This window comes from Kitasatospora sp. NPDC001225 (genome assembly GCF_053597855.1).
This window is the reverse complement of sequence record NZ_JBSFJC010000070.1, coordinates 17,887-39,098: the sequence shown is the minus strand read 5'-3', so window position 1 is coordinate 39,098 and position 21,212 is coordinate 17,887. Positions and strand designations below refer to the sequence as shown.

Annotated in this window: 19 protein-coding genes; 12 read left to right on the top strand and 7 right to left on the bottom strand. The window is 73.4% G+C overall.

Features of this window, described 5'->3' with window-relative positions:
• Positions 1-3: 3 nt before the first annotated feature.
• Complete coding sequence (locus ACWDCZ_RS23545; protein ID WP_049653316.1) at positions 4-285, bottom strand: HPr family phosphocarrier protein; 282 nt, start codon at positions 283-285, stop codon at positions 4-6.
• A gap of 227 nt (positions 286-512) precedes the next feature.
• Here ACWDCZ_RS23545 and ACWDCZ_RS23540 point away from each other — a divergent pair, with 227 nt between their 5' ends.
• The 4 genes from ACWDCZ_RS23540 to ACWDCZ_RS23525 all read left to right on the top strand — a co-directional run bounded on the left by ACWDCZ_RS23540 (position 513) and on the right by ACWDCZ_RS23525 (position 5,970).
• The gene (locus ACWDCZ_RS23540; protein ID WP_234348448.1) at positions 513-3,329 is read left to right on the top strand and encodes a bifunctional acetate--CoA ligase family protein/GNAT family N-acetyltransferase; all 2,817 of its coding nucleotides are present in this window, start codon (positions 513-515) and stop codon (positions 3,327-3,329) included.
• 91 nt (positions 3,330-3,420) lie between these two features.
• Entirely contained in the window at positions 3,421-4,020 is a 600-nt protein-coding gene (locus tag ACWDCZ_RS23535) for a DUF5998 family protein (protein WP_049653318.1), read from the top strand.
• Between the two features lie 44 nt (positions 4,021-4,064).
• The gene (locus ACWDCZ_RS23530) at positions 4,065-5,252 is read left to right on the top strand and encodes an alkaline phosphatase family protein (protein WP_449816890.1); all 1,188 of its coding nucleotides are present in this window, start codon (positions 4,065-4,067) and stop codon (positions 5,250-5,252) included.
• A 61-nt stretch (positions 5,253-5,313) separates the two neighbouring features.
• The gene (locus tag ACWDCZ_RS23525) at positions 5,314-5,970 is read left to right on the top strand and encodes a thymidine kinase (protein WP_074005657.1); all 657 of its coding nucleotides are present in this window, start codon (positions 5,314-5,316) and stop codon (positions 5,968-5,970) included.
• A gap of 11 nt (positions 5,971-5,981) precedes the next feature.
• On the opposite strand, the gene ACWDCZ_RS23520 is transcribed toward ACWDCZ_RS23525, so the two are convergent.
• Positions 5,982-6,725, bottom strand: coding sequence for a VOC family protein (locus ACWDCZ_RS23520; RefSeq protein ID WP_310593192.1), 744 nt, complete (start codon positions 6,723-6,725; stop codon positions 5,982-5,984).
• Between the two features lie 251 nt (positions 6,726-6,976).
• Here ACWDCZ_RS23520 and ACWDCZ_RS23515 point away from each other — a divergent pair, with 251 nt between their 5' ends.
• Complete coding sequence (locus tag ACWDCZ_RS23515) at positions 6,977-7,855, top strand: sulfurtransferase (protein WP_449816889.1); 879 nt, start codon at positions 6,977-6,979, stop codon at positions 7,853-7,855.
• A 55-nt stretch (positions 7,856-7,910) separates the two neighbouring features.
• Here the strand turns inward: ACWDCZ_RS23515 and sepH are convergent, their stop codons facing one another.
• Positions 7,911-8,993, bottom strand: a complete 1,083-nt coding sequence (gene sepH / locus ACWDCZ_RS23510; protein WP_074005654.1) for a septation protein SepH — start codon at positions 8,991-8,993, stop codon at positions 7,911-7,913.
• A 517-nt stretch (positions 8,994-9,510) separates the two neighbouring features.
• Here sepH and ACWDCZ_RS23505 point away from each other — a divergent pair.
• On the top strand, positions 9,511-10,392 hold the full coding sequence (locus tag ACWDCZ_RS23505; RefSeq protein WP_449816888.1) for a hypothetical protein: 882 nt from the start codon (positions 9,511-9,513) through the stop codon (positions 10,390-10,392).
• Here ACWDCZ_RS23505 and ACWDCZ_RS23500 read toward each other — a convergent pair.
• Both ACWDCZ_RS23500 and ACWDCZ_RS23495 read right to left on the bottom strand, forming a co-directional pair.
• Positions 10,389-11,711, bottom strand: a complete 1,323-nt coding sequence (locus ACWDCZ_RS23500; RefSeq protein ID WP_449816887.1) for a D-arabinono-1,4-lactone oxidase — start codon at positions 11,709-11,711, stop codon at positions 10,389-10,391. The genes ACWDCZ_RS23505 and ACWDCZ_RS23500 overlap by 4 nt on opposite strands.
• 103 nt (positions 11,712-11,814) lie before the next feature.
• A complete protein-coding gene (locus ACWDCZ_RS23495; RefSeq protein WP_449816886.1) occupies positions 11,815-13,083 on the bottom strand; it encodes an MFS transporter in 1,269 nt (422 codons plus the stop codon).
• Positions 13,084-13,214: 131 nt separating this feature from the next.
• Here ACWDCZ_RS23495 and ACWDCZ_RS23490 point away from each other — a divergent pair, with 131 nt between their 5' ends.
• Positions 13,215-14,372 (top strand): ferrochelatase, encoded by a 1,158-nt coding sequence (locus ACWDCZ_RS23490; protein ID WP_449816885.1) that lies wholly within the window; start codon positions 13,215-13,217, stop codon positions 14,370-14,372.
• Positions 14,373-14,459: 87 nt separating this feature from the next.
• Entirely contained in the window at positions 14,460-15,278 is an 819-nt protein-coding gene (locus ACWDCZ_RS23485) for an inositol monophosphatase family protein (RefSeq protein WP_449816884.1), read from the top strand.
• A 189-nt stretch (positions 15,279-15,467) separates the two neighbouring features.
• Here ACWDCZ_RS23485 and ACWDCZ_RS23480 read toward each other — a convergent pair whose 3' ends face one another.
• Complete coding sequence (locus tag ACWDCZ_RS23480) at positions 15,468-15,653, bottom strand: hypothetical protein (RefSeq protein WP_030057688.1); 186 nt, start codon at positions 15,651-15,653, stop codon at positions 15,468-15,470.
• A gap of 444 nt (positions 15,654-16,097) precedes the next feature.
• On the opposite strand from ACWDCZ_RS23480, the gene ACWDCZ_RS23475 reads away from it, so the two are divergent.
• Together ACWDCZ_RS23475 and ACWDCZ_RS23470 are read left to right on the top strand one after the other, a co-directional pair.
• Positions 16,098-16,751 (top strand): response regulator transcription factor, encoded by a 654-nt coding sequence (locus ACWDCZ_RS23475; protein WP_049657097.1) that lies wholly within the window; start codon positions 16,098-16,100, stop codon positions 16,749-16,751.
• A 73-nt stretch (positions 16,752-16,824) separates the two neighbouring features.
• Positions 16,825-18,123 (top strand): sensor histidine kinase, encoded by a 1,299-nt coding sequence (locus ACWDCZ_RS23470; RefSeq protein ID WP_053112333.1) that lies wholly within the window; start codon positions 16,825-16,827, stop codon positions 18,121-18,123.
• Between the two features lie 188 nt (positions 18,124-18,311).
• On the opposite strand, the gene ACWDCZ_RS23465 is transcribed toward ACWDCZ_RS23470, so the two are convergent.
• Positions 18,312-19,298 carry a glycoside hydrolase family 16 protein gene (locus ACWDCZ_RS23465; protein ID WP_449816883.1) on the bottom strand — a complete coding sequence of 329 codons (987 nt, stop codon included), beginning with the start codon at positions 19,296-19,298 and terminating at the stop codon, positions 18,312-18,314.
• A gap of 440 nt (positions 19,299-19,738) precedes the next feature.
• On the opposite strand from ACWDCZ_RS23465, the gene ACWDCZ_RS23460 reads away from it, so the two are divergent.
• Both ACWDCZ_RS23460 and ACWDCZ_RS23455 read left to right on the top strand, forming a co-directional pair.
• Entirely contained in the window at positions 19,739-20,917 is a 1,179-nt protein-coding gene (locus tag ACWDCZ_RS23460; RefSeq protein WP_449816882.1) for a glycosyltransferase family 2 protein, read from the top strand.
• Positions 20,918-20,931: 14 nt separating this feature from the next.
• On the top strand, positions 20,932-21,132 hold the full coding sequence (locus tag ACWDCZ_RS23455) for a hypothetical protein (RefSeq protein ID WP_074002423.1): 201 nt from the start codon (positions 20,932-20,934) through the stop codon (positions 21,130-21,132).
• Positions 21,133-21,212 lie beyond the last annotated feature (80 nt).

The following is a 21,212-nucleotide window of genomic DNA, read 5'->3' as shown; positions in this document are numbered from 1 at the left end:
GGCTCAGGCCGCGGCGGGGAGCTCGTCGAGGCCCTCGGAGACGAGCTTGGCGAGGCGGTCGAGCGCGTCGTCGGCGTTCTCGGCGTCGGAGGCGAGGATGACCTCGTCGCCGCCCTGGGCGCCCAGGCCGAGGAGGCCGAGCATGGAGGCGGCGTTGACCGGGTTGCCGCCCGGCTTGGCGATGGTGATCGGCACGCCGGTGGCCGTGACGGCCCGGACGAAGACGGAGGCGGGACGGGCGTGCAGGCCCTCGGCCCAACCGATGGTGACGCGGCGCTCAGCCATGAGACGTGCCTTTCCGGTGAAGCTGGTCACGGCCGTGCTCGGTGAGCGGGGGGAAACGGCCATGTTGTCTAGACCAGTGTTGCACGCAGGCGGCCCCTGGGAACCGCAGCGTTCAGGACTTGTGATTGTTTCTTTTCGGGGCATAAACCCCGGTCGACGGCCCTGTCCACCCTGCCGTGAGCACGCGCCCGGCGCCATTCGGCTCGCCGCCGGATAACCTGACGAATGTGGAAGACCCCGCGGTGGCGAACCCCGCGCAACCCGACTATCCGCAGCACTGGGAAGCGGACATCCTGCTGCGTGACGGAGGTACGGCCCGGATCCGGCCGATCACCCCCGACGACGCCGGACGGCTCGTGGAGTTCTACGGGCAGGTGTCGGACCAGTCCAAGTACTTCCGGTTCTTCGCCCCCTATCCGCGGCTCTCCGACAAGGACGTCCGCCGCTTCACCCACCACGACTTCGTGAACCGGGTGGGCCTCGCGGTGGTGGTCCGCGACCGCTTCATCGCCACCGTCCGGTACGACCGGATCGACGCCGAGGGCCGCCCCTCCGAGACCGGCACCGACGCCGAGGTGGCCTTCCTGGTGCAGGACGCCCACCAGGGCCGCGGCGTGGCCTCCGCCCTGCTGGAGCACATCGCGGCGGTCGCGCAGGAGCGCGGCATCCGCCGCTTCCAGGCCGAAGTGCTGCCGGAGAACCGGAAGATGGTGAAGGTCTTCACCGACGCCGGCTACACCCAGCACCGCAGCTTCGCCGACGGCGTGGTGCACCTGGAGTTCGACCTGGAGCAGACCGACCGCTCGCTCGCCGTGATGCGCGCCCGCGAGCACCGCGCCGAGGCGCGCTCGGTGCAGCGCCTGCTCACCCCGCGCTCGGTGGCGGTGATCGGGGTCTCCCGCACCCCGCAGACCGTCGGCCGGGCCATCCTGCGCGACCTGCTGGGGGACGAGGCCCCGGCCGACCGCCCGGTGTACGCGGTGAACCGCAACGCCGCGCCCGGCACCGAGCTGGACGGCGTCCCGGTCCACCGTTCGATTCTGGACATTCCCGGGCCGGTGGACCTCGCGGTGATCGCCGTCCCCGAGGGCGCCGTCCCGGCCGCCGTCGCCGAGTGCGGCGCCCACGGGGTGCAGGGCCTGGTGGTGGTCACCGCCGGCTACGCGGAGACCGGTCCGGAGGGCCGGGACCGGCAGCGCGCGCTGGTCCGCCAGGCCCGCGCGGCCGGCATGCGGGTGATCGGCCCGAACGCCTTCGGCCTGATCAACACCGACCCCGAGCGCCCGCTGAACGCCTCGCTCGCCCCGCGCCTGCCCGGCCGCGGCGGCTTCGGGATCTTCTGCCAGTCCGGCGCGATCGGCGTGGCCCTGCTGGAGGCCTCCCACAAGCGCGGCCTCGGCGTCTCCTCCTTCGCCTCGGTCGGCAACCGTTCCGACGTCTCCGGCAACGACTTCCTCCAGTACTGGGCCGAGGACGAGGCCACCCAGGTGGTGCTGCTGTACCTGGAGTCCTTCGGCAACCCGCGCAAGTTCACCCGGATCGCCCGTCGGCTGGCCGCCGTCAAGCCGGTCGTGGTGGTCAAGGGCGCCCGGCACACCGGCAGCCTGCCGCCCGGCCACGCCGTCCCCGCCACCGCCACCGGCCTGCGCGACGCCACCGTGGACGCGCTGTTCGAGCAGGCGGGCGTCATCCGGGTGTCGACCATCACCGAGCTGTACGACACCGGCGAGCTGCTGGCCCAGCAGCCGTTGCCGCCGGGGAACCGGGTCGCGGTGGTCGGCAACTCCGACTCGCTCGGCCTGCTCACCTACGACGCCCTGCTGAGCGCCGGCCTGCGCCCGTGCACGCCCGTCGACCTCACCACCGCCGCGACCGGCGAGAACTTCCGGATCGCCCTGGACGTCGCGCTCGCCGATCCGGCCGTGGACGCGGTGATCGCCGTCGCCATCCCGCCGATCGGCACCTCCGCCCACGCCTTCATGGGCGGCCGGCTGACCGGCGAGGACGACCCCGCGATGGGCTCGGACGACCCGGAGATCGCCGCCGCGCTGCTCGAAGCCGGTGGCCGCGCCCGGGAGCTGGGCAAGCCGCTGCTGCTCACCCACCTGGCGCTGACCGACCTGCCGGTCCGGCTGCGCCCCGGCGGCATCCCCGCGTACGCGGCGCCCGAGCGGGCCGTGCACGCCCTCGCCCACGCCGTGCACTACGCGCAGTGGCGCCGCCGCACGGCCGCGGCGGAGGAGACGGCGCGCGTCCCCGAGCTGGACCGGATCGACGAGCCCGGCGCCCGCCGGCTGGTGGAGGCGGCGCTGAGCACCCGGGCCGCCGTCGCCGCACGCACCCAGCCCGGCGGCGCCCGGATCACCCTGTCCGAGGCCGAGGCGCAGGAGCTGCTGGCCCGCTACGGGATCGACGTCTCGCCGGTGCGGCCGGCCCCGGACGAGGAGGCCGCCGTCGCGGCCGCCGCGGCGCTCGGCTACCCGGTGGCCCTCAAGGCGACCGCCCCGCACCTGCGCCACCGCCCCGACCTGGGCAGCGTCCGGCTGGACCTGACCGACGAGGCGGGCCTGCGCCGCGCCCACCGCGAGCTGGACGCGCTGCTCGGCGGCGCCGCGCAGGCCGAGCTGGTGGTCCAGCGGATGGCGCCGCGCGGCGTGGACACCGTGATCGCCGCCACGGTGGACCCGGCGGTCGGCGCGATCCTCTCCTTCGGCCTGGCCGGCGCCCCGGCCGAACTGCTGGGCGACACCGCGCACCGACTGGTTCCGGCCACCGACCAGGACGTCGCCGGGCTGATCCGGGAGGTGCGGGCGGCGCCGCTGCTGTTCGGCTGGCGCGGCGCCGAGTCGGTGGACACCGACGCGCTGGAGGAACTGCTGCTGCGGGTGTCGCAGCTGGTGGACGACGTGCCGGAGATCGCCTCGGTGGATCTCGAACCGGTGGTCGTGGCCCCGCACGGACTGGCGATCCTGGGGGCGCGGGTGCGGGTGGCGCCGCTGCCGGTCCGCAGCGATCTGGGCCCGCGCGCGATGAGCACGCTGTAACCTTCCTTGGTTGCGCCCTGCCCGGGCGCTGTTGTCCGAAGCTCGGCGCCGTGCCGCCCGCTTCGTCGGCGGACCATGCCAGGATGGAGATATGGCGAAGACCGGTACCACCACCACTCAGGACCTGCGCTCGGCTATCGAGCGCAGCGGCTACTACCCGGCCCTGGTGTCCGAGGCGGTCGAGTCCGCGGTGGGCCCGGAGCCGATCAGCTCCTACCTGGTGCACCAGGAGACGACCTTCGACGCCAACGAGGTGCGCCGGCACGTCACGGTGCTGGTCCTCACCCCGACCCGGTTCGTGGTGAGCCACACGGACGAGCAGTCCGGGGCCGAGGGCAGCCCGGCGGTGCCGTTCGCGACGACCTCGACGGAGAGCGTCCGGCTGGACCGGATCGGTTCGGTGGTGGTGAGCCGGATGGTGGCGAACCCGGAGACGTACACCCCGGGCACCCTGCCGCGCGAGGTGGTGCTGACGATCGGCTGGGGCGCGGTGCAGCGCCTGGACCTGGAGCCGGCCGGCTGTTCGGACCCGAACTGCGAGGCCGACCACGGCTACACCGGCTCGGCCACGGCCGACGACCTCTCCCTGCGGGTGAGCGAGGCCGGCGACGGCCCGGAGACGGTGTCCCAGGCGCTGGTGTTCGCCCGGGCGCTGTCCGACGCGACGATCAGCACCGGCCCGCGGGTCTGAGTTCCGCCGCTTCCGACCGACCGCACCGCTACGAATCCGGTTCCATGTCCTTCGTTCCTGCCGACGGCTACGACGCCTTCGAGATCCTTGACCCGGCCACGGCCCCCGCGCCCCCGTACGGCAGTGGTTCGCTGTGCGACCTGCTGCCCTCGGTGGCGGCGGGGCTGGGCGTCCCCGGGTTCACCGCGACGCTCCCGATCGCCCCGGCGGACCGGGTGGTGGTGTTCCTGGTGGACGGCCTGGGCTGGGAGCTGCTGCTGCGCCACCCCGAGTACGCGCCGTTCCTGTCCTCGCTGGCCGGGAGCTCGATGGGGGGCAGCGGCCGTCCGCTGACCGCGGGCTTCCCGTCCACCACGGCGACCTCGCTGGCCTCGGTCGGCACCGGTACGCCGCCGGGCCTGCACGGCCTGGCCGGGTACACGGTGGCGGTGCCGGGCGCCGGCTACCTGATGAACCAGCTGCGCTGGCAGCCGCCGACCGAGCCGCACGCCTGGCAGCCGTACCCGACGGTCTTCGAGCGCACCCACCAGGCCGGGGTGGCGACCGCGCAGGTCTCCTCCCCGCTGTTCGCCCAGACCCCGCTGACCAGGGTGGCGCTGTCCGGCGGCACCTTCCTCGGCCGCACCACGGGCGAGGAGCGGATGGACCTGGCGGCCTCCTGGCTGGCCGAGCACGACCGGGCGCTGGTGTACACCTATGTCAGCGAGCTGGACGGCGCGGGCCACCGCTTCGGCGTGGACTCGGACGAGTGGCGGATGACGCTGGACGCGGTGGACCGGCTGGCCCGCCGGCTGGCCGCGCAGCTGCCGCCGCGTTCGGCGATGTACGTGACGGCCGACCACGGCATGATCGACATCGCCCCGGAGGACCGGATCGACTTCGACGAGGACTGGGAGCTGGGCGCCGGCGTCGCCCTGCTCGGCGGCGAGGGCCGGGCCCGGCACGTGTACGCGGTGCCGGGGGCCGCGGCCGACGTGCACGCGGTCTGGAGCGAGGTGCTGGGCGACCGGATGTGGGTGGCCACCCGGGACCAGGCGATCGCGGCGGGCTGGTTCGGCCCGGCCGTGGACGAGCGGGTGTACGCGCGGATCGGCGACGTGGTCGCCGCGGCGCGCGACGACATCGCGATCACCGCCTCCCGCAACGAGCCCGGCGAGTCCGCGATGATCGGTCTGCACGGTTCGATGACCCCGATCGAGCAGTTCGTGCCGCTGCTCGAAGTCCGCGGCTGAGCCGCTCGATCGACTCTACTGCGCCCGAATTCCCTTGATGTGAAAGGCCCTTGCTCCACCCATGGCTGAACTGGTGTTCTTCTCGGGCACGATGGACTGCGGCAAGTCGACGCTGGCGCTGCAGATGGACCACAACCACACCGCGCGCGGCCGGCAGGGCGTGATCCTCACCCGCAACGACCGGGCGGGCGCGGCGACGATCTCCAGCCGGCTGGGCCTGCGCGCCGACGCGGTCGAGGTGACGGACGACTTCGACTTCCACGCACACGTGGTGCACCGGCTGTCGGCCGGCGGCCGGGTGGACTACCTGATCTGCGACGAGGCCCAGTTCTTCGCCGCCGAGCAGGTCGACCAGCTGGCCCGGGTGGTGGACGAACTCGACATCGACGTCTACACCTTCGGGATCACCACCGACTTCCGCACCCGGCTGTTCCCGGGCTCGCAGCGGCTGATCGAGCTGGCCGACCGGGTGGAGGTGCTCCAGGTCGAGGCGCTCTGCTGGTGCGGTGCGCGGGCCACCCACAACGCCCGGACGGTCGGCGGGGTGATGGTCGTCGAGGGCGCCCAGGTGGTGATCGGCGACATCTCGGTGGACCGGGACGAGGTCGGCTACGAGGTGCTGTGCCGCCGCCACCACCGCCGCCGGCTGACCGCCGCGACGGCGCACGCCTCGGTGCTCTCCCCGGACGTGCTGCCCTTCGAGGAGCAGCAGGCCTGAGAGCCGGGGCCCTAGGGAAGCACCTCCAGGACGGAGAAGTGCCCGCCCTGCGGGTCGGCCAGCCGGGCGGCGCGGCCGCGGGCGGTGTCGTGCGGTTCGACCAGGACCCGGCCGCCGAGTCCGAGGGTGTGCCGGGCGGTCAGTTCGGCGTCGCGGACCACGAAGTGGGTGCGCCAGCGCGGCGGGTGGCCGCGCAGCTCGGCGCGGTGCCGGATGCCGGCGACCGGCCGGCCGTCCACCAGCAGCGCGGTCTCCTCCGGGCCGGAGCGGACCGGGCGGTCGAGGACGGTGGAGTAGAAGCCGGCGGCGCCCTCCGCGTCGGGGGTGAGCAGTTCGGCCCAGGCCGGGGCGCCCGGTTCGCGGCCGGCCTCCCGGCCGAGGTGCTCCTCGCCCTGCCAGAGGCCGAAGACCGCGCCGGAGACGTCGGCGGCGATGGCCATCCGCCCGGCGCGCTCGGCCTGGAGCGGCCCGACGGCGACGGTTCCGCCGCATTCGCGGACCAGTTGGGCGGTGCGGTCGGCGTCGTCCACGGCGAAGTAGGTGGTCCACTGCACCGGGAAGCCGGTGGCGGTGGAGACGCCGAGGCCGGCCACCGGTGCCCCGTCGAGCTCGGCCCGGACGTAGTCGCCGAGCTGGCCGGGCCCGGGCGTGTACGTCCAGCCGAGCAGGGCGCCGTAGAAGGCGCGGGCGCCGGGCAGGTCGTCGGTCAGCAGGCTGACCCAGCAGGGCGTGCCCTGGGCCAGTCGGAGTTCCACCGCGGGCAATGCGGGCCTCCTCGTGGGTGGTTGGCGCACGGAAATCCTCGCGCGCGAGGGTGATGCTTCCACCCTGGCGGGCGCCCAACCCTCGGGCCGCGCGGAAAGTCCGGCAAAGACCCCACAAAGAGCGACGGGTCGGGCGTGTCCCGCGGTTTCCCGCCGGATTCGCGTCGGATTCCGCCGGGTCCGGGGGCGGCGGGAATTCCGATCACCCGCCGTCGGGGCGGCGCTGCGCGACAATGGCCGCCATGACCACCACCTACAACGACGGTTCCCCGCTGATCTCCGCGGCCGGGCTGCGGGAGGCGCTGGCCTCCGCGCTGCCGCCGGTGCTGCTGGACGTGCGCTACCAGCTGGTCGGTGCCGCGCCGGGCGCCCCGACCGCGGCCGAGGAGTACCGGGCCGGCCACCTGCCCGGCGCCCACTTCGTGGAGCTGGACCGGGACCTGGCGGCCCCGCCCGGCGCCCCCGGCCGGGGCGGGCGCCACCCGCTGCCGGACCCGGAGGAGTTCGGCGCGGCGATGCGCCGCTTCGGGGTGAGCGCGGGGCGCCCGGTCGTGGTGTACGACGGCGCGGCCTCGATGGCGGCGGCCCGGGCCTGGTGGCTGCTGCGCTGGGCCGGGCACCGGGACGTCCGGGTGCTGGACGGCGGCTTCGCGGCCTGGCAGGCGGCCGGGCTGCCGGTGACGGCCGAGCTGCCGGAGCCCGGCGAGGGCGACTTCAAGCCGGTGCCGGGGCAGCTGCCGACGGTGGACGGGGACGGCGCCGCGGCCTGGGCCCGCCGCGGCCTGCTGCTGGACGCCCGGTCCGGGGAGCGCTACCGGGGCGAGACCGAGCCGGTGGACCCGCGGGCCGGGCACATCCCGGGCGCGGTCTCGGCGCCGACGGCCGACAACGTGGGCCCGGACGGCCGGTTCCGGCCGGCCGCCGAGCTGGCCGCCCGGTTCCGTGGGCTGGGCGCGGGGGAGCGGGAGACGGCGGTGTACTGCGGTTCGGGCGTGACGGCGGCGCACCAGGTCCTGGCGCTGGAGGTGGCGGGCCTGCCGGCCGCGCTGTACCCGGGCTCGTGGAGCGAGTGGTCGAGCGACGGGGCGCGCCCGGTGGCGGTCACCGACCAGCCGGGCTGATTCCCCGGGCATGCCGAAGGGGCGGGAGGCCCGGCCTCCCGCCCCTTCGACGTCGCTACTCCTGCTTCTTGCGCCGGCTGCCGAAGACGATCTCGTCCCAGCTGGGCACGGTGGCCCGGCGCCCGGGCCGGACGCCGTCCGCCTCGGCCTGCCGGTCGGTGGTGCCGACCAGGCGCTCGCGGTGCGGGGCGACGGCGCGCGGCATCAGGATGTCGGCGTAGGCCGAGCCCGCGCCGACCGCCGGGGCGGCGGCCGCAGCGGCCGACTCCTCGGTCTCCTCGGCGACCTCGGCGGGCACCGGCTCGATCGGGGCGGGGGCGCCGACGGCGAGGTCGCCGCGGAAGGCGGGGACCACGTCGAGCAGGCTGGTCAGCGAGTCCCGGGCGTCGGCGGTGGCCTCCCGCGACTCGCGGACCTCGCGGGACGACATGATGCGGTCGGCCGAGGGCCGGTCGATCATCGGGCGGGGCGGCCGGTCCTGGGGGAGCCGGGCGATCCGCGGGATGAACGGGAAGACCGACTCCTCCTCGCGCTCGACGTTCTCGCCGATCAGCGCGCGGGCCTCGTCGTCGTTGGGCTGGACCAGGCGCCGGGGCGGGTCGTACGTCCAGGAGGCACTGCGGCCCTCGCCGTCGGCCCGGTAGGAGAGGATGACCTCCCAGGTGCCGTCGTCGCGCCGCCAGGAGTCCCAGCGCTCGGTCTCCTTCTCGGCGCCGCGCAGCGCGAGCCGCTCGGCGACGGCCTCGCCGAGCTGCGGGCCGGGGGACTCGCCGTTGCGGCGGATGGCGGTCTTGCGGGCGCGCTCGGCCATGAAGGCGCGCTCGGCGAGCACCGGGCCCTCGAAGCGGCGGACGCGGTCGACGGAGATCCCGGCGGCCTGGGCGACCTCCTCCGCGGAGGCACCGGCTCGTATCCGCGCCTGGATGTCCCGGGGGCGGAGGTGGCTCTCGACCTCGATCTCGATCTGGCCGAGGCGCGGCCGGTCGCCACGGATGGCGGCGCGCAGCCGTTCGTCGATGGGAAGGGTGTACTCCGTGCTGTCGGCAGCCTTGAGCACCAGCCGTGTGCCGTCGTTGCTGACGGCCACAACCCGCAGTTCGGGCACGGTTACCTCCCGGGTGGTGCCTGCCGACGTCACCTGCGTCGCTGCTCCCGTACTGAGTGTGGCCTGCCCACTCGCGACTGGCCACAACCTTGCTGAGTTCCCCGGCGTGTCGGGCTTACGCCCGCGCACGCCGCTGTGGCACGGTTGCCTTTTTGCCACGCCATCGGTTGACGTCGCGCCTGGGTGTCCCGGCCGTCCTCGCACGCGCAGTGAACGCGACGATCCGGGACGGGCGTCGCCGTGCGTGCCCGGTCCGTGTCTCCTTGTCAAGCTGCCGGTGGGGGCGCAGTCGACAAGTCGACCCAAGGCTCGGGCTTTACGAACAGTACTCCATTCGTGGCATCCACAGGGGCGGCTCGCCGCTCAAGTCTCCCGCGATTCACGGGAATCTCAAGAGCGTGCTCCCCCGATGGCGGACCACCGCCGGACGGACGGTGATCATCTTCACACAATCCGGGCGCCGAGAACCGCATTTTCGTCCCTTGTGTCCTTCTTTGGGCAAGATGGAGAGCCTTGTACGAAGAACAGCCGTAGGGACCGAGGGATGTTGATGCCGGAGCGGAGCCCCGCCGAGGAGGGCGGCAAGGCCAAGGAGGAGCGCAGGCGCATCGATCTGAGTGTGGCTCAGGTCGCGGCGAGTGCGCTGGCCACGGTGGTGGGTGCGCTGCTGGCCTCCGAACTGGGGGTGTACGGCACGATCCTGGGCGCCGCCGTGGTGAGCATCGGGGCCACCACCGGCGGCGCGGTGTTCCAGCACATCTTCAAGCGGACCGGCGAGCAGCTGCGCGAGGCGGTGGACCGGGGGCCGAACCAGGCCGCCAACACCCTGCGCCAGGTGCCGGTCGAGTCCGAGCTGCCGGAGACGCGGGTGCAGCCGCCGGTGATCACCTCGGAGTGGAACGAGCCGCAGGTGGTCCGGGCGCGTCGCCGGTGGGGCTGGAAGACGTACGCGGCGGTGTCCGGGCTGGTCTTCGTGCTGGCGATGACGCCGATCGTGGTGTTCGAACTGGCCACCGGGCAGCCGGTGTCGGCGACGGTCAAGGGCGAGTCCGGCAACGGCACGTCCTTCGGCGGCTCGGTGGCGCCCAAGTCCTCCCGGCAACAGGACGCCCCGCCGGAGCGGCCGTCCCCGGGCGGGAACGGGAAGCAGGGGCAGGACAACGCGCCCTCCGGCGGCGCCTCCGCCCCGTCGACCACCCGGCCGAGCCGGGAGCCGGTCGACACGCCGAGCACCGGCGCGGGAACGGGCTCACCCTCGGCGGGCCCGAGCGCGACCCCGTCGGCCGGCGCCTCCCCGTCGGCGGGCGGCGGGAAGCCCACCGGCGGAGCGACCCCGCAGCCGACGGCGCCGAACAGCGCCCCGGCGAACGAACCGGCGAAGGCGCCGGTGGCCCCGCCGCCGGCCGACGGCAACAACGCGGCGACGCCCTAGTCGCCCAGCACCCGGCGCAGGTAGTCGTTGCCGAACAGCCGCCGCGGGTCGACCTCGTCGCGCAGTGCGGTGAAGTCGCCGAAGTGCGGGTAGACGTCGGCCAGGTAGGCGGCGTCGCGGGTGTGCAGCTTGCCCCAGTGGGGCCGTCCCTGATGGGCGGTCATCAGCTGTTCCACGCCGGTGAAGTAGCCCTGGTCGGCGGTGCCCCGGTAGAGGTGGACGGCGATGTAGGCGCTGTCCCGGCCGGAGGCGGTGGAGAGCCAGAGGTCGTCGGCGGGGGCGAAGCGCACCTCGACGGGGAAGCCGACCTTCCAGTCGGAGCGCTCGACCAGGGACTTCAGCTCGCGCAGCACCTCGCCGACGGCCGCGCGCGGCACCGCGTACTCCATCTCCACGAAGCGGACCTTGCGCGGGCTGGTGAACACCTTGTACGCGGTGTCGGTGAAGCTGCGCTCGGACCAGGCCCGGCTGGCCAGCGAGGCGATCGAGGGGATCGAGCCGGGGAAGCGCCGGCCGACCCGGCAGGCCCCCTCCCAGACGGTGTTGGAGAGGAAGTCGTCCTCCAGCCACTCCTTGAACCGGGGCAGCGGGGCGGCCGGGCCCTGGCTGCGGTTGTTGCGCTTGGTGGAGCAGCGGTCGGTGTGCGGGAACCAGTAGAACTCGAAGTGCTCGTTGACGGCGGTGAGGTCGTCCAGGCGCTCCAGCACCTCGTCGAAGCCCATCGGCTGCTCGTGCGCGGTGAGCAGGAAGGCCGGTTCGACGCCGAAGGTGAGCGCGGTGATCACGCCGAGGGCGCCGAGGCCGAGCCGGGCGCCCTGGAAGAGCCGGGGGTTCTCGGTGGGGGAGCAGTGCCGGACGGTGCCGTCGGCGAGGACGATCTCCAGCGCGCGGATCTGGGCGGCCAGCGAGCCGGAGTCGCGGCCGGTGCCGTGGGTGCCGGTGCTGGTGGCGCCGGCCACGGTCTGGACCTCGATGTCGCCCATGTTGGTCAGCGAGAGGCCCTCGGTGGCGAGGACGCGGTTGAGCCGGTGCAGCGGGAGGCCGGACTCGACGGTGATGGTGCCGGCCTCGCGGTCGATCTCGCGGACGGCGGTGAGCGCGTGCGGGCGGATCTGGACGCCGTCGTCGGCGGAGGCGATCGAGGTGAAGGAGTGGCCGGATCCGACGGCCTTGACGGTGCGGCCCTGTTCGGCGGCCCGCCGGATCTCCCTGGCCAGTTCCTCCACGGTGCCGGGGGTGGCGGCCCGGGCGGGCCGGGCGCTCTGGTTGCCGGCCCAGTTGGTCCACCGGGTGGGGGTCGCGGTACTGGCCTGGGGCATTGCGCTGCCTCCTGCTCCGTGGCCGAACGGGTTCGGCGCGGTCCGGGGCGGCGCAGCCGCCCTACCCATGGGTAGCCCCGTGGGTAGGGCGAGGCTAGTCAGTTCACCGTTCGGCGTCTACGGTCCGTCCGGCCCCTTCGGCGGCCGTCCCGGCGCCGGCTTCGGCGGTCAGGCCGGCGCGCAGCCGGCCGAGGCCGGCGAGGGCGGCGACCACTCCGAGCAGGCCGGCGGCCAGCGGCACCCAGTAGCCCGCGGCGGCGCCGGAGGCGTCGATCACCCAGCCGCCGGCCGAGGAGCCGGCCGCGACGCCGAGGGCCAGGCCGGTGGTGGTCCAGGTCATGCCCTCGGTCAGCTGGGCGGCCGGGACGAGCCGCTCGACCAGGGCCATCGCGGTGATCAGGGTGGGGGAGATGGCGATGCCAGCGACCAGCAGCGCGGCTCCGACCACGACCAGCCCGCCGATGCCGTGCACCGCGTGGGCGACCAGCAGCAGCGGCACCATGCTGACGGCCATGAACAGGACGCCGACGACGAAGCGGACCGCCATCGAGCCGGTGAGCTTGAGGGTGCCGAAGACGACCCCGGCCAGGCAGGACCCGAGCGCCCACAGGGCGAGGATCACGCTGGAGATCGACTTGTGGCCCTGGGCCTCGGCGTAGGCGACGGTGACCACCTCGACCGAGCCGAAGATCGCGCCGGTGGCGACGAAGGTCAGGATCAGCGTCTGGAGGCCGCGGTTGAGGATGACCGAGCCGCCCTCCTGCCGGGCGGCCGGATGGACCGGCGGCTCGGTGGAGCGCTGCCCGGCGAACAGCAGGACGCCGACGGCGAGGAAGATCCCGGCGAGCAGTACGCCGGCCTCGGGGAAGACGGAGGTGGCCAGGCCGATGGAGAGGATCGGGCCGACGATGAAGCAGACCTCGTCGACCACGGCCTCGAAGGAGTAGGCGGTGTGCAGCTTGCCGGTGTCCTCGCGGTAGAGGTGGGCCCAGCGGGCGCGGACCATCGCGCCGGTGCTCGGCATCACGCCCATGCCGGCGGCGAAGACGAACAGCGTCCAGTCCGGGGCCTCCAGCCGGGCGCAGAGCAGCAGGCCGGTGACGGCGACGATGGTGAGCGCCATGGCGGGGACGATGATCCTGCGCTGGCCGTGCCGGTCCACCAGCCGGGAGACCTGCGGGCCGAGGATCGCGGCGGAGACCGCGAGGCAGGCCGAGACCAGGCCGGCGACCCCGTAGGAGCCCCGGAGCTGGGACAGCATGGTCACGATGCCGATCCCGGTCATGGAGATCGGCAGTCGGGAGACGAAGCCGGTGGTGGAGAAGGCCAGAGTGCCGGGGGAGGCGAATATCTGGCGGTAGCTGGACAGCACGGGAGCTCCGGGCGGGGGAGTAAGGAACAAGGCTGGCAAACACAGCTTACGTACGTTGGCAAACGGTATTTTCCGGGCGCTCGCGCGGCCCCGGCGACGGTGCCCGGTCCCTCAGTGGCAGGATCGGTTCCATGTCCGACGCGCGCAAACCCTCCCCGTCCGGCGCCGCCCCGGCAGCGCCGCAGCCGTATGACGCCCTGCTGCTGCTGTCCTTCGGCGGGCCCGAGGGCCCCGAGGACGTCGTCCCGTTCCTGGAGAACGTCACCCGCGGCCGCGGCATCCCCAAGGAGCGGCTGAAGGAGGTGGGCAAGCACTACTTCATGTTCGGCGGGGTCAGCCCGATCAACGGGCAGAACCGCGAGCTGCTCGCCGCGCTGCGCGAGGACTTCGCCGAGCACGGGCTGGACCTCCCGGTCTACTGGGGCAACCGGAACTGGGCGCCCTACCTGGTCGACACCCTGCGGGAGCTGGCCGCCGACGGGCACCGCCGGATCGCCGTGCTCGCCACCAGCGCGTACGCCGGCTACTCGGGCTGCCGCCAGTACCGGGAGAACCTGGCCGACGCGCTGGCCGCGCTCGCCGAGGAGGGCGGGCCCGCCCTGCGGGTCGACAAGCTGCGGCACTTCTACAACCACCCGGGCTTCGTCGAGCCGATGGTCGACGCCGCCCTGGCCGCCCTGGAGGAGCTGCCCGAGGCCGTCCGCGCCGGCGCCCGGCTGGCGTTCACCACCCACTCCATCCCGCACTCCATGGCCGAGTCCTCCGGCGCCCCGGACGACCCGGCCCGCGGCGAGCCCGGCGGCGCCTACGTCGCCCAGCACCTGGACGTGGCCCGGCTGATCGCCGCCGCGCTGGCCGAGCGCACCGGTGTGGCCGACCGGCTGTGGGAGCTGGTCTACCAGAGCCGCAGCGGGGCCCCGCACATCCCGTGGCTGGAACCCGACATCTGCGACCACCTGGAGGCCCAGCACGCCGACGGCGCGCCCGCCGTGGTGATGGTCCCGATCGGCTTCGTCTCCGACCACATGGAGGTCAAGTACGACCTCGACACCGAGGCCGTCGCCAAGGCCGCGGAGATCGGCCTGCCGGTCTCCCGCGCCGCCACCGTCGGCGCCGACCCCCGGTTCACCGCCGCCGTGCGCGAGCTCGTCCTGGAGCGCGCCGCCACCGAGCGCGGCGAGCCGGTGACCCGCTGCGCCCTGGGCACCCTCGGCCCCAGCCACGACGTGTGCGCGGTGGCCTGCTGCCCCAACCCGCGGGCCCCGCGTCCGGCCGTCGCCGAGCGCTGACCGCCCGTCCCGCCCGCTCCACCCGTCCCGCCAGTCCTGCCCGTCCCGCTCGTCCCGCTCGTCCCGTCGCCCCGGAGGAGAACCCCCGTGCCCACCCCCGCCCTGCCCGACGACGGCCTCCTCGACGACCTGCTGGAGGTCGCCCTGGACGCGGCCCGGCAGGCCGGCGCCCTGCTGCGCGACGGCCGCCCGGCCGACCTCGGCGTGGCCGGCACCAAGAGCAGTCCGGTCGACGTGGTCACCGAGATGGACCTCGCCTCCGAGAAGCTCGTCCTGGAGCTGATCACCGACCGCCGCCCCGAGGACGGCTACCTGGGCGAGGAGGGCGCCGAGCGGCCGGGCACCAGCGGGGTCCGCTGGGTCGTGGACCCGCTCGACGGAACGGTCAACTACCTTTACGGGCTGCCCTCCTGGGCGGTCAGCGTGGCCGCCGAGGTGGACGGCCGGGCGGTCGTCGGCGTGGTGTACGCGCCGGCCCGCGGCGAGCTGTTCCACGCCGTCCTGGGCCGCGGCGCCCGCCTCGACGGCCGCCCGCTCTCGGCCCGCCCGGCCCCGCCCTGGGGCCAGGCGCTGATCGCCACCGGCTTCAACTACGTCCAGCCGGTGCGGGTCCGGCAGGCCGAGGTGCTGCTGGCGCTGATGCCGGAGGTGCGGGACATCCGCCGGGGCGGGGCGGCCGCGGTGGACCTGTGCGACGTCGCCGCCGGGCGGCTGGACGGCTACTACGAGCGCGGCCTGGCCCCCTGGGACCGGGCGGCCGGCTGCCTGATCGCCGCCGAGGCCGGCGCCCTGGTCGGCGGCCGGCCCGGGCACGGGCCGGACGGCGAGCTGACCGTGGCCGCCGCTCCGGGCGTGTACCAGCCGCTCCAGGAGCGGCTGGCCGCGCTGCGCGCCTGGGCGGACTGACCGGTTCCGCCGTCCCGCCGCCGGAACCCCGGCGGCGGGACGGCCCGGACGTGCGACGGGCCCGGGTGCGAAGGCCCCGGACATGCGAAGAGCCCTGACATACGGGGGATGCCAGGGCCTGGGTTTCGCACGGCCCCCGTAGGGCCGCTGGTGCCGGAGGTCCGGCGACGGGTCGGTGTGCCGGACGGGTCAGGCAGCGGTGCGGTGGCGCTCCAGCACCGTGTCCACGCCGTGCTCGGCGGCGAGTCGGCGGAGGTCGTCCAGCTCGGACTGCTCCACCTCGGCGAGGAACTCGTCCCCGGCCTCGATCGCGCGGTGCAGGTCCTGCTCGGCGTTGGCTATGCGCTGCAGGATTCCGGCCTTGAAGGCGTCCATACGGGCCCCCTTACTGTGTCGGACGTGCACGGTCGTGCGCTCTCCGCCCCGGGGAAGGTCCAGCCGGTGAAAGCACCCAGGCCGGAAGGTGGTGGCAGTCCGGACGGGTGCGGAGACGGCCCTTCGGCCGCTCCCGGTGATGTCCCAGCCCCAGGGCCGGCGCGGATGAACGCACGGCGGGTGGGTGCGATCGGCCGTCAGCCAGATCGCGGGTGTGCAGCTGTCCTCCCCGCCCCCAGGGCGGGGAAACCTTTCGGCGCGAGAAAGTTGCCCGTGTCACAGTCCAAGCGGAGTGGTGCGGATGCGAACAGTGACCGCCGCGGACCCGGGTTCCGTGCCCGAGGGGCAGCTTATCGCTGCTTTACCGCCCGACCAGGCAGGATGGAGGCACCGTCGGAGCCGTGCGTCCGCTTCCGGGGCCGGCCTGGAGAAGGGACAACGACCGTGCGGGTTCTCGTCGTCGAGGACGAGCAGCTGCTTGCAGAGGCCGTCGCGACCGGTCTGCGCCGCGAGGCGATGGCCGTCGACGTTGTGTACGACGGGGAGGCCGCGCTCCAGCGCATCGCGGTCAACGACTACGACGTCGTCGTCCTGGACCGCGATCTTCCGCTGGTCCACGGGGACGACGTCTGCCGCAAGGTGGTCGAGCAGGGCCTGGCCACCCGGGTGATCATGCTGACCGCCTCCGGCGACATCAGCGACCGGGTCGAGGGCCTGGAGATCGGCGCGGACGACTACCTTCCGAAGCCGTTCGCCTTCAGCGAACTCGTCGCCCGGGTAAGGGCGCTGGGCCGCCGCGCGACCATCCCGCTGCCCCCGGTACTGGAGCGGGCCGGCATCTCGGTCGACCCCGGCCGGCGCGAGGTGATCCGCGACGGGCGCACCGTCCAGCTCGCCCCCAAGGAGTTCGCCGTCCTGGAGGTGCTGATGCGGGCCGGCGGTGCCGTCGTCTCCGCCGAGCAGCTCCTGGAGAAGGCCTGGGACGAGCACACCGACCCGTTCACCAACGTCGTGCGCGTCACCGTGATGACGCTGCGCCGCAAGCTCGGGGACCCGCCGGTGATCGTCACCGTGCCGGGCTCCGGTTACCGGATCTGACGACCGGAGTCCGCCCACCCCGAGACTCCCCGCCGTAAGCGCCCGCCCCGGCGGACGCCCCGAGAGGACCATCATGACCACCCCGCCCCCGGCCGGCGGGGCCTCCGGCGCGCCCGCCGGCGGCCCGCGTGCCGTCCCGCCGAAGCCCCTGACCCCGCCGCGCGTCCACCGCCCCGGGTCCTACGTCCCCGGCGACGGCATGCTCGCCTGGTTCCCCTTCCGCCCCACCATCCGGATGCGCCTCACCCTGCTCTACGGCGGGATGTTCCTGATGGCCGGCGTGGTGCTGCTGCTGCTGATGTACGTGTTCTTCCAGGACGCCGTCTCGTACCTGGCACCGCGCAACCTGGTCTTCGACGGCAGCATCCAGGTCACCGGCCCGGACGGCGTCCACTCCACGATGAACAGCACGAGCTACAACCAGTTGCAGGCCGCCGACTTCCTGGCGCGCTCCGACTCCGCGCTCAACACCCTGCTGCGCAAGTCGCTGACCATGCTGCTCTGCCTCGCCGTGATCGCCTTCGCGGCGGGCTACGCGATGGCCGGCCGGGTCCTGCGCCCGCTCGGCCGGATCACCCGCACCGCCCGCGACGTGGCCTCCTCCGACCTGCACCGCCGGATCGAGCTGGACGGCCCGGACGACGAGCTCAAGGAGCTCGCCGACACCTTCGACGGCATGCTGGACCGGCTGGACCGCTCCTTCGACTCCCAGCGCCGCTTCGTCGCCAACGCCTCGCACGAGCTGCGCACCCCGCTGGCGATCAACCGCACCCTGCTGGAGGTCCAGCTCTCCGACCCGGCGACCTCCTCCGACCTCCAGCAGCTGGGGAGGACCCTGCTGGCCACCAACGAGCGCAGCGAGCAGCTCGTCGAGGGCCTGCTGCTGCTCGCCCGCAGCGAGAACGAGCTGACCGACCGGCGCCCGGTGGAGCTGTCCGAGGTGGCCACCCGGGCGCTGGAGCAGACCCGGGGCGAGGCCGACAAGCGCGAGGTCGAGCTGCGTTCGAAGCTCGATCCGGCGATGGCCGCCGGCAACGGCGTGCTGCTGGAGCGGCTCGCGCTCAACCTGCTGCAGAACGCCGTCCGGTACAACACCCCGGGCGGCTGGGTCGAGCTGGCCACCACCGCGGTGCCCGGCGGCGGCGAGCTGGTGGTCTCCAACACCGGCCCGGTGGTGCCCGGGTACGAGCTGGAGCACATCTTCGAGCCGTTCCGCCGGGTCAAGGGCGCCGACCGCACCCGCAGCGACAAGGGGGTCGGGCTCGGCCTGTCCATCGTCCGCTCGGTGGTGCGCGCCCACGGCGGCACCATCGAGGCCACGCCGCGCGCCGGCGGCGGCCTCACCATGAGGGTCCGCATCCCCTCGCCGTAAGGGTCGAACGCCCCTTCCGCGGGCGACCGTTTCCAGCCGCCCCCGCCAGGCCCGTCAAGACGACATAAGGCCTGGCGGGGGCGGCTTGTCTTTTCCGGCCCGAGTCGTCCCCTGCTGTCCTTCGTCAGGTCGGCCGCGTGGCGTGCCCGGCCTTTGTCTCTTCTTGGCCGGGGATTTCGGACAGGGGATCAGTTCTTGGGGAGGGTGTTCACGAACGTGGTGTTGGCGGCGTAGAAGCCGCCGACGGCCTTCTCGACCTCGGCGAGGGGGACCTTCTTGTCGGCCTGGTAGTAGAGCCAGTTGATGTTCATGTCCCAGGTCCGGGTGCCGGACGGCGTCGTGGGGAGGTCGATCAACCAGGAGCTGAACCGGATGCTCAGGGGCTCGCGCGGGTAGGACTTGCTGCCGCTGCTGTAGAGGGTCTTGCCGTCGACGGAGTAGGTGACCTTCCCGGCGTCGGCGGTGAGCATCAGGGTGTGCCAGCCGGCGACGCTCTTGTTCGTGGCGAGGGTGTCCCGGTCGTTCTGGGCGGCGCTGCGCCAGCTCGTGGTGTCGAGCCGGGGGCCGGGGGCGCCCCAGCCGCCGTTGGGCATGTACTCGAAGTCCAACTCGCTGTACTTCTTCGAGTTGTGGTCGGGCGAGATCGCGTAGACGGTCTGGATGATGTGGTCGCCGTCGCGGCCGTCGGTGGGCTTGTCGCTGAAGAAGACCCGGGCGGCGATGGTGCCGTTGAGGGACTCGCCCGCGGTGCGTCCGACCTCGACCTGCTTGGTGCCCTTGGGGGTGCCGTCGGTGGTGACGCGCAGCCGCATGGCCTGGCCGCTCTGGGCGTCGGCCACGGTGGGGAAGGAGAGGCCTTCCTTGGACCAGGTGTCGCGGATGCCGGGGCCGCCGCCGTCGGTGCGGACGGTCCAGCCGTGTGAGGCCAGGGCCGGGTCCTCGGCACCGGTGTAGTGGAAGGCGTCGAACAGGACGCCGGGTGGGCCGGGCGGGGCGGTGGGCGTGGGGACGGGAGTCGCGGCAGGGGCCTGCTGCTTCTCCGCTCCGTGGGCGGCCGCCGGTCCGGACGGCTTGCCGTCGGACGCGCAGGCGCCCACGCCGACGGCGAGCATGACCAGAGGGAGGGCGGTCCCGAGTGCGGCCCGCGTGCGGGTGTGCGGGGTGGGACGGGTCACGACTGCTCCTCCGAGGGGGATGCACAGGGGGATGCGGAAGGCGTCAGTACGTACACGCTTCGCATCGGATCGATCAATTCGGGCTCATCTTATCCATGCCTTTGACTCCTCTTTTAAGGTGCTTGAACGAGGTTAGATCGGCATTAACGCCTCCCAGTGGCAGGTGGGGGAAGGAATGGATATGTGGTGTCGGCCACGTTCGCGGACGTTAACACCGGGGGTGATCTGTCCGATTTGACGTCCTTTAGCTGGGCGTCTGAGCAGCCGGTATCACGGTGGGGGAGCATATGGTCGCGCTGCGTTTCCCTCGCTGGAGCGTGTCGCGCCAGGCCGTTGAACCATCTACATTTTGGGGCGATATCCTCTCCCGGACCATCACAGGATGCACACAGAGTGAACGGCGTTGACTACCGCGCCGTCAAAACGGGGGAGTTCGTACCGTGTCAGGTACCGCCGCGCCCAGCGCGCCCATCGAGGAGGCGCGGTCCTCGCGCAGCCGGCACCGTCGGGGTCGGGTGGCCCCCGCGGCCGGCACCGCCCTCTACGACACGGTGATCCTCGTTCCCGCCCGGAACGAGGAGGTCGGCGTCCTGACGTCGCTGGACTCCCTGGCCAAGCAGAGCCGGCGCCCCGACCTCATCATCGTGGTCGTCAACAACTCCACCGACCGCACACGGGAGTTCGCCCAGCGGTTCGCGGACGACGCGGGCACCCCGCCGACCGTGGTGCTCAATCTGGACAACAACCCGCACAAGAAGGCGGGCGCCCTCAACCACGGACTGGAGTGGCTGCGGGAGGCGGTCGGCGGACGCCTGACCGGCGCGGTGCGCCACGTCCTGGTGATGGACGCCGACACCGAACTGCACCACCGGTTCATCGAGCGGGCCCGCAACGTCATCTCCTCCGACCCCGAGCTCGGCGGCGTCAGCGCCTCCTGCCTCGGCCGCACCGGCCTGTGGCGCAACCCCTGGCAGCGCTACCTGCTCGGCATGCAGATCATCGAGTACGGCCGGGCGGCCAGTGCCCGCTACCGCGCCGACGTGCACACCATGTCCGGGGCCGGCAGCTTCTACCGGGCCGAGGCGTTGCAGACCCTCATCGACTGGCGCGGCGAGGTCTTCTGGGAGGACCACCGCAACCTCGTCGAGGACTACGAGACCACGCTGGCGCTCAAGGAGTCCGGCTGGAAGGTCACCGCCAACGAGCTGTGCATCGCCTACACCGACCTGATGCCCACCCTGCGCGAGCTCATCCAGCAGCGCGAACGCTGGTCCCGAGGCACGGTCGACACCCTGCGCGCCCGCGGCTGGACGAAGTTCACCTGGCACTCGATCAGCACCCTGATCATGGGGCTCATCGCCTCCGCCTACATCCTCGGCTGGGGCACCAAGCAGGTGGCCGCGATGGCGCGGTTCGGCGTCAGCCACGCGCCGCTGTTCTGGGCGATGATCGGCTTCTGGGTCCTCTACCCGGCGCTCCGGGTCCGCAAGCTCGGCCCCAAGGCCATGATCGTCGAAGCCCTGCTGATCCCGGAACTCGTCTTCACGGTGGTCCGCACCTACTGGCTCGTCTCCTCCGTCATCAAGTCGTACATGACACGCGTCTCCGCGTGGAAGTAGCCCGAAAGAACACCATGAACGTCTTCAAAGGCCTGGGCGTCTGCATCCTCCTGGCGGCCGTCACCGTCGCCATGACCCAGGTGCCCAACGCCGACCTCGTCCTGCTGGTCGTCAGCGTCACCATCATCAGCATCTCCATCGTCACCTTCGGGGCGTCCGTCCGCCGCAGCCGCCGGGACCGCCGCCTCGCTGGCGGCGGCCGCCGCCGGGCCTGAGGGGACCTGACCGGTCGGACAGCCCCGCCGAGCGCGTTCGACGCCGAACGGCCACGGCCCGCGCTGCGGGGCCGTGGCCG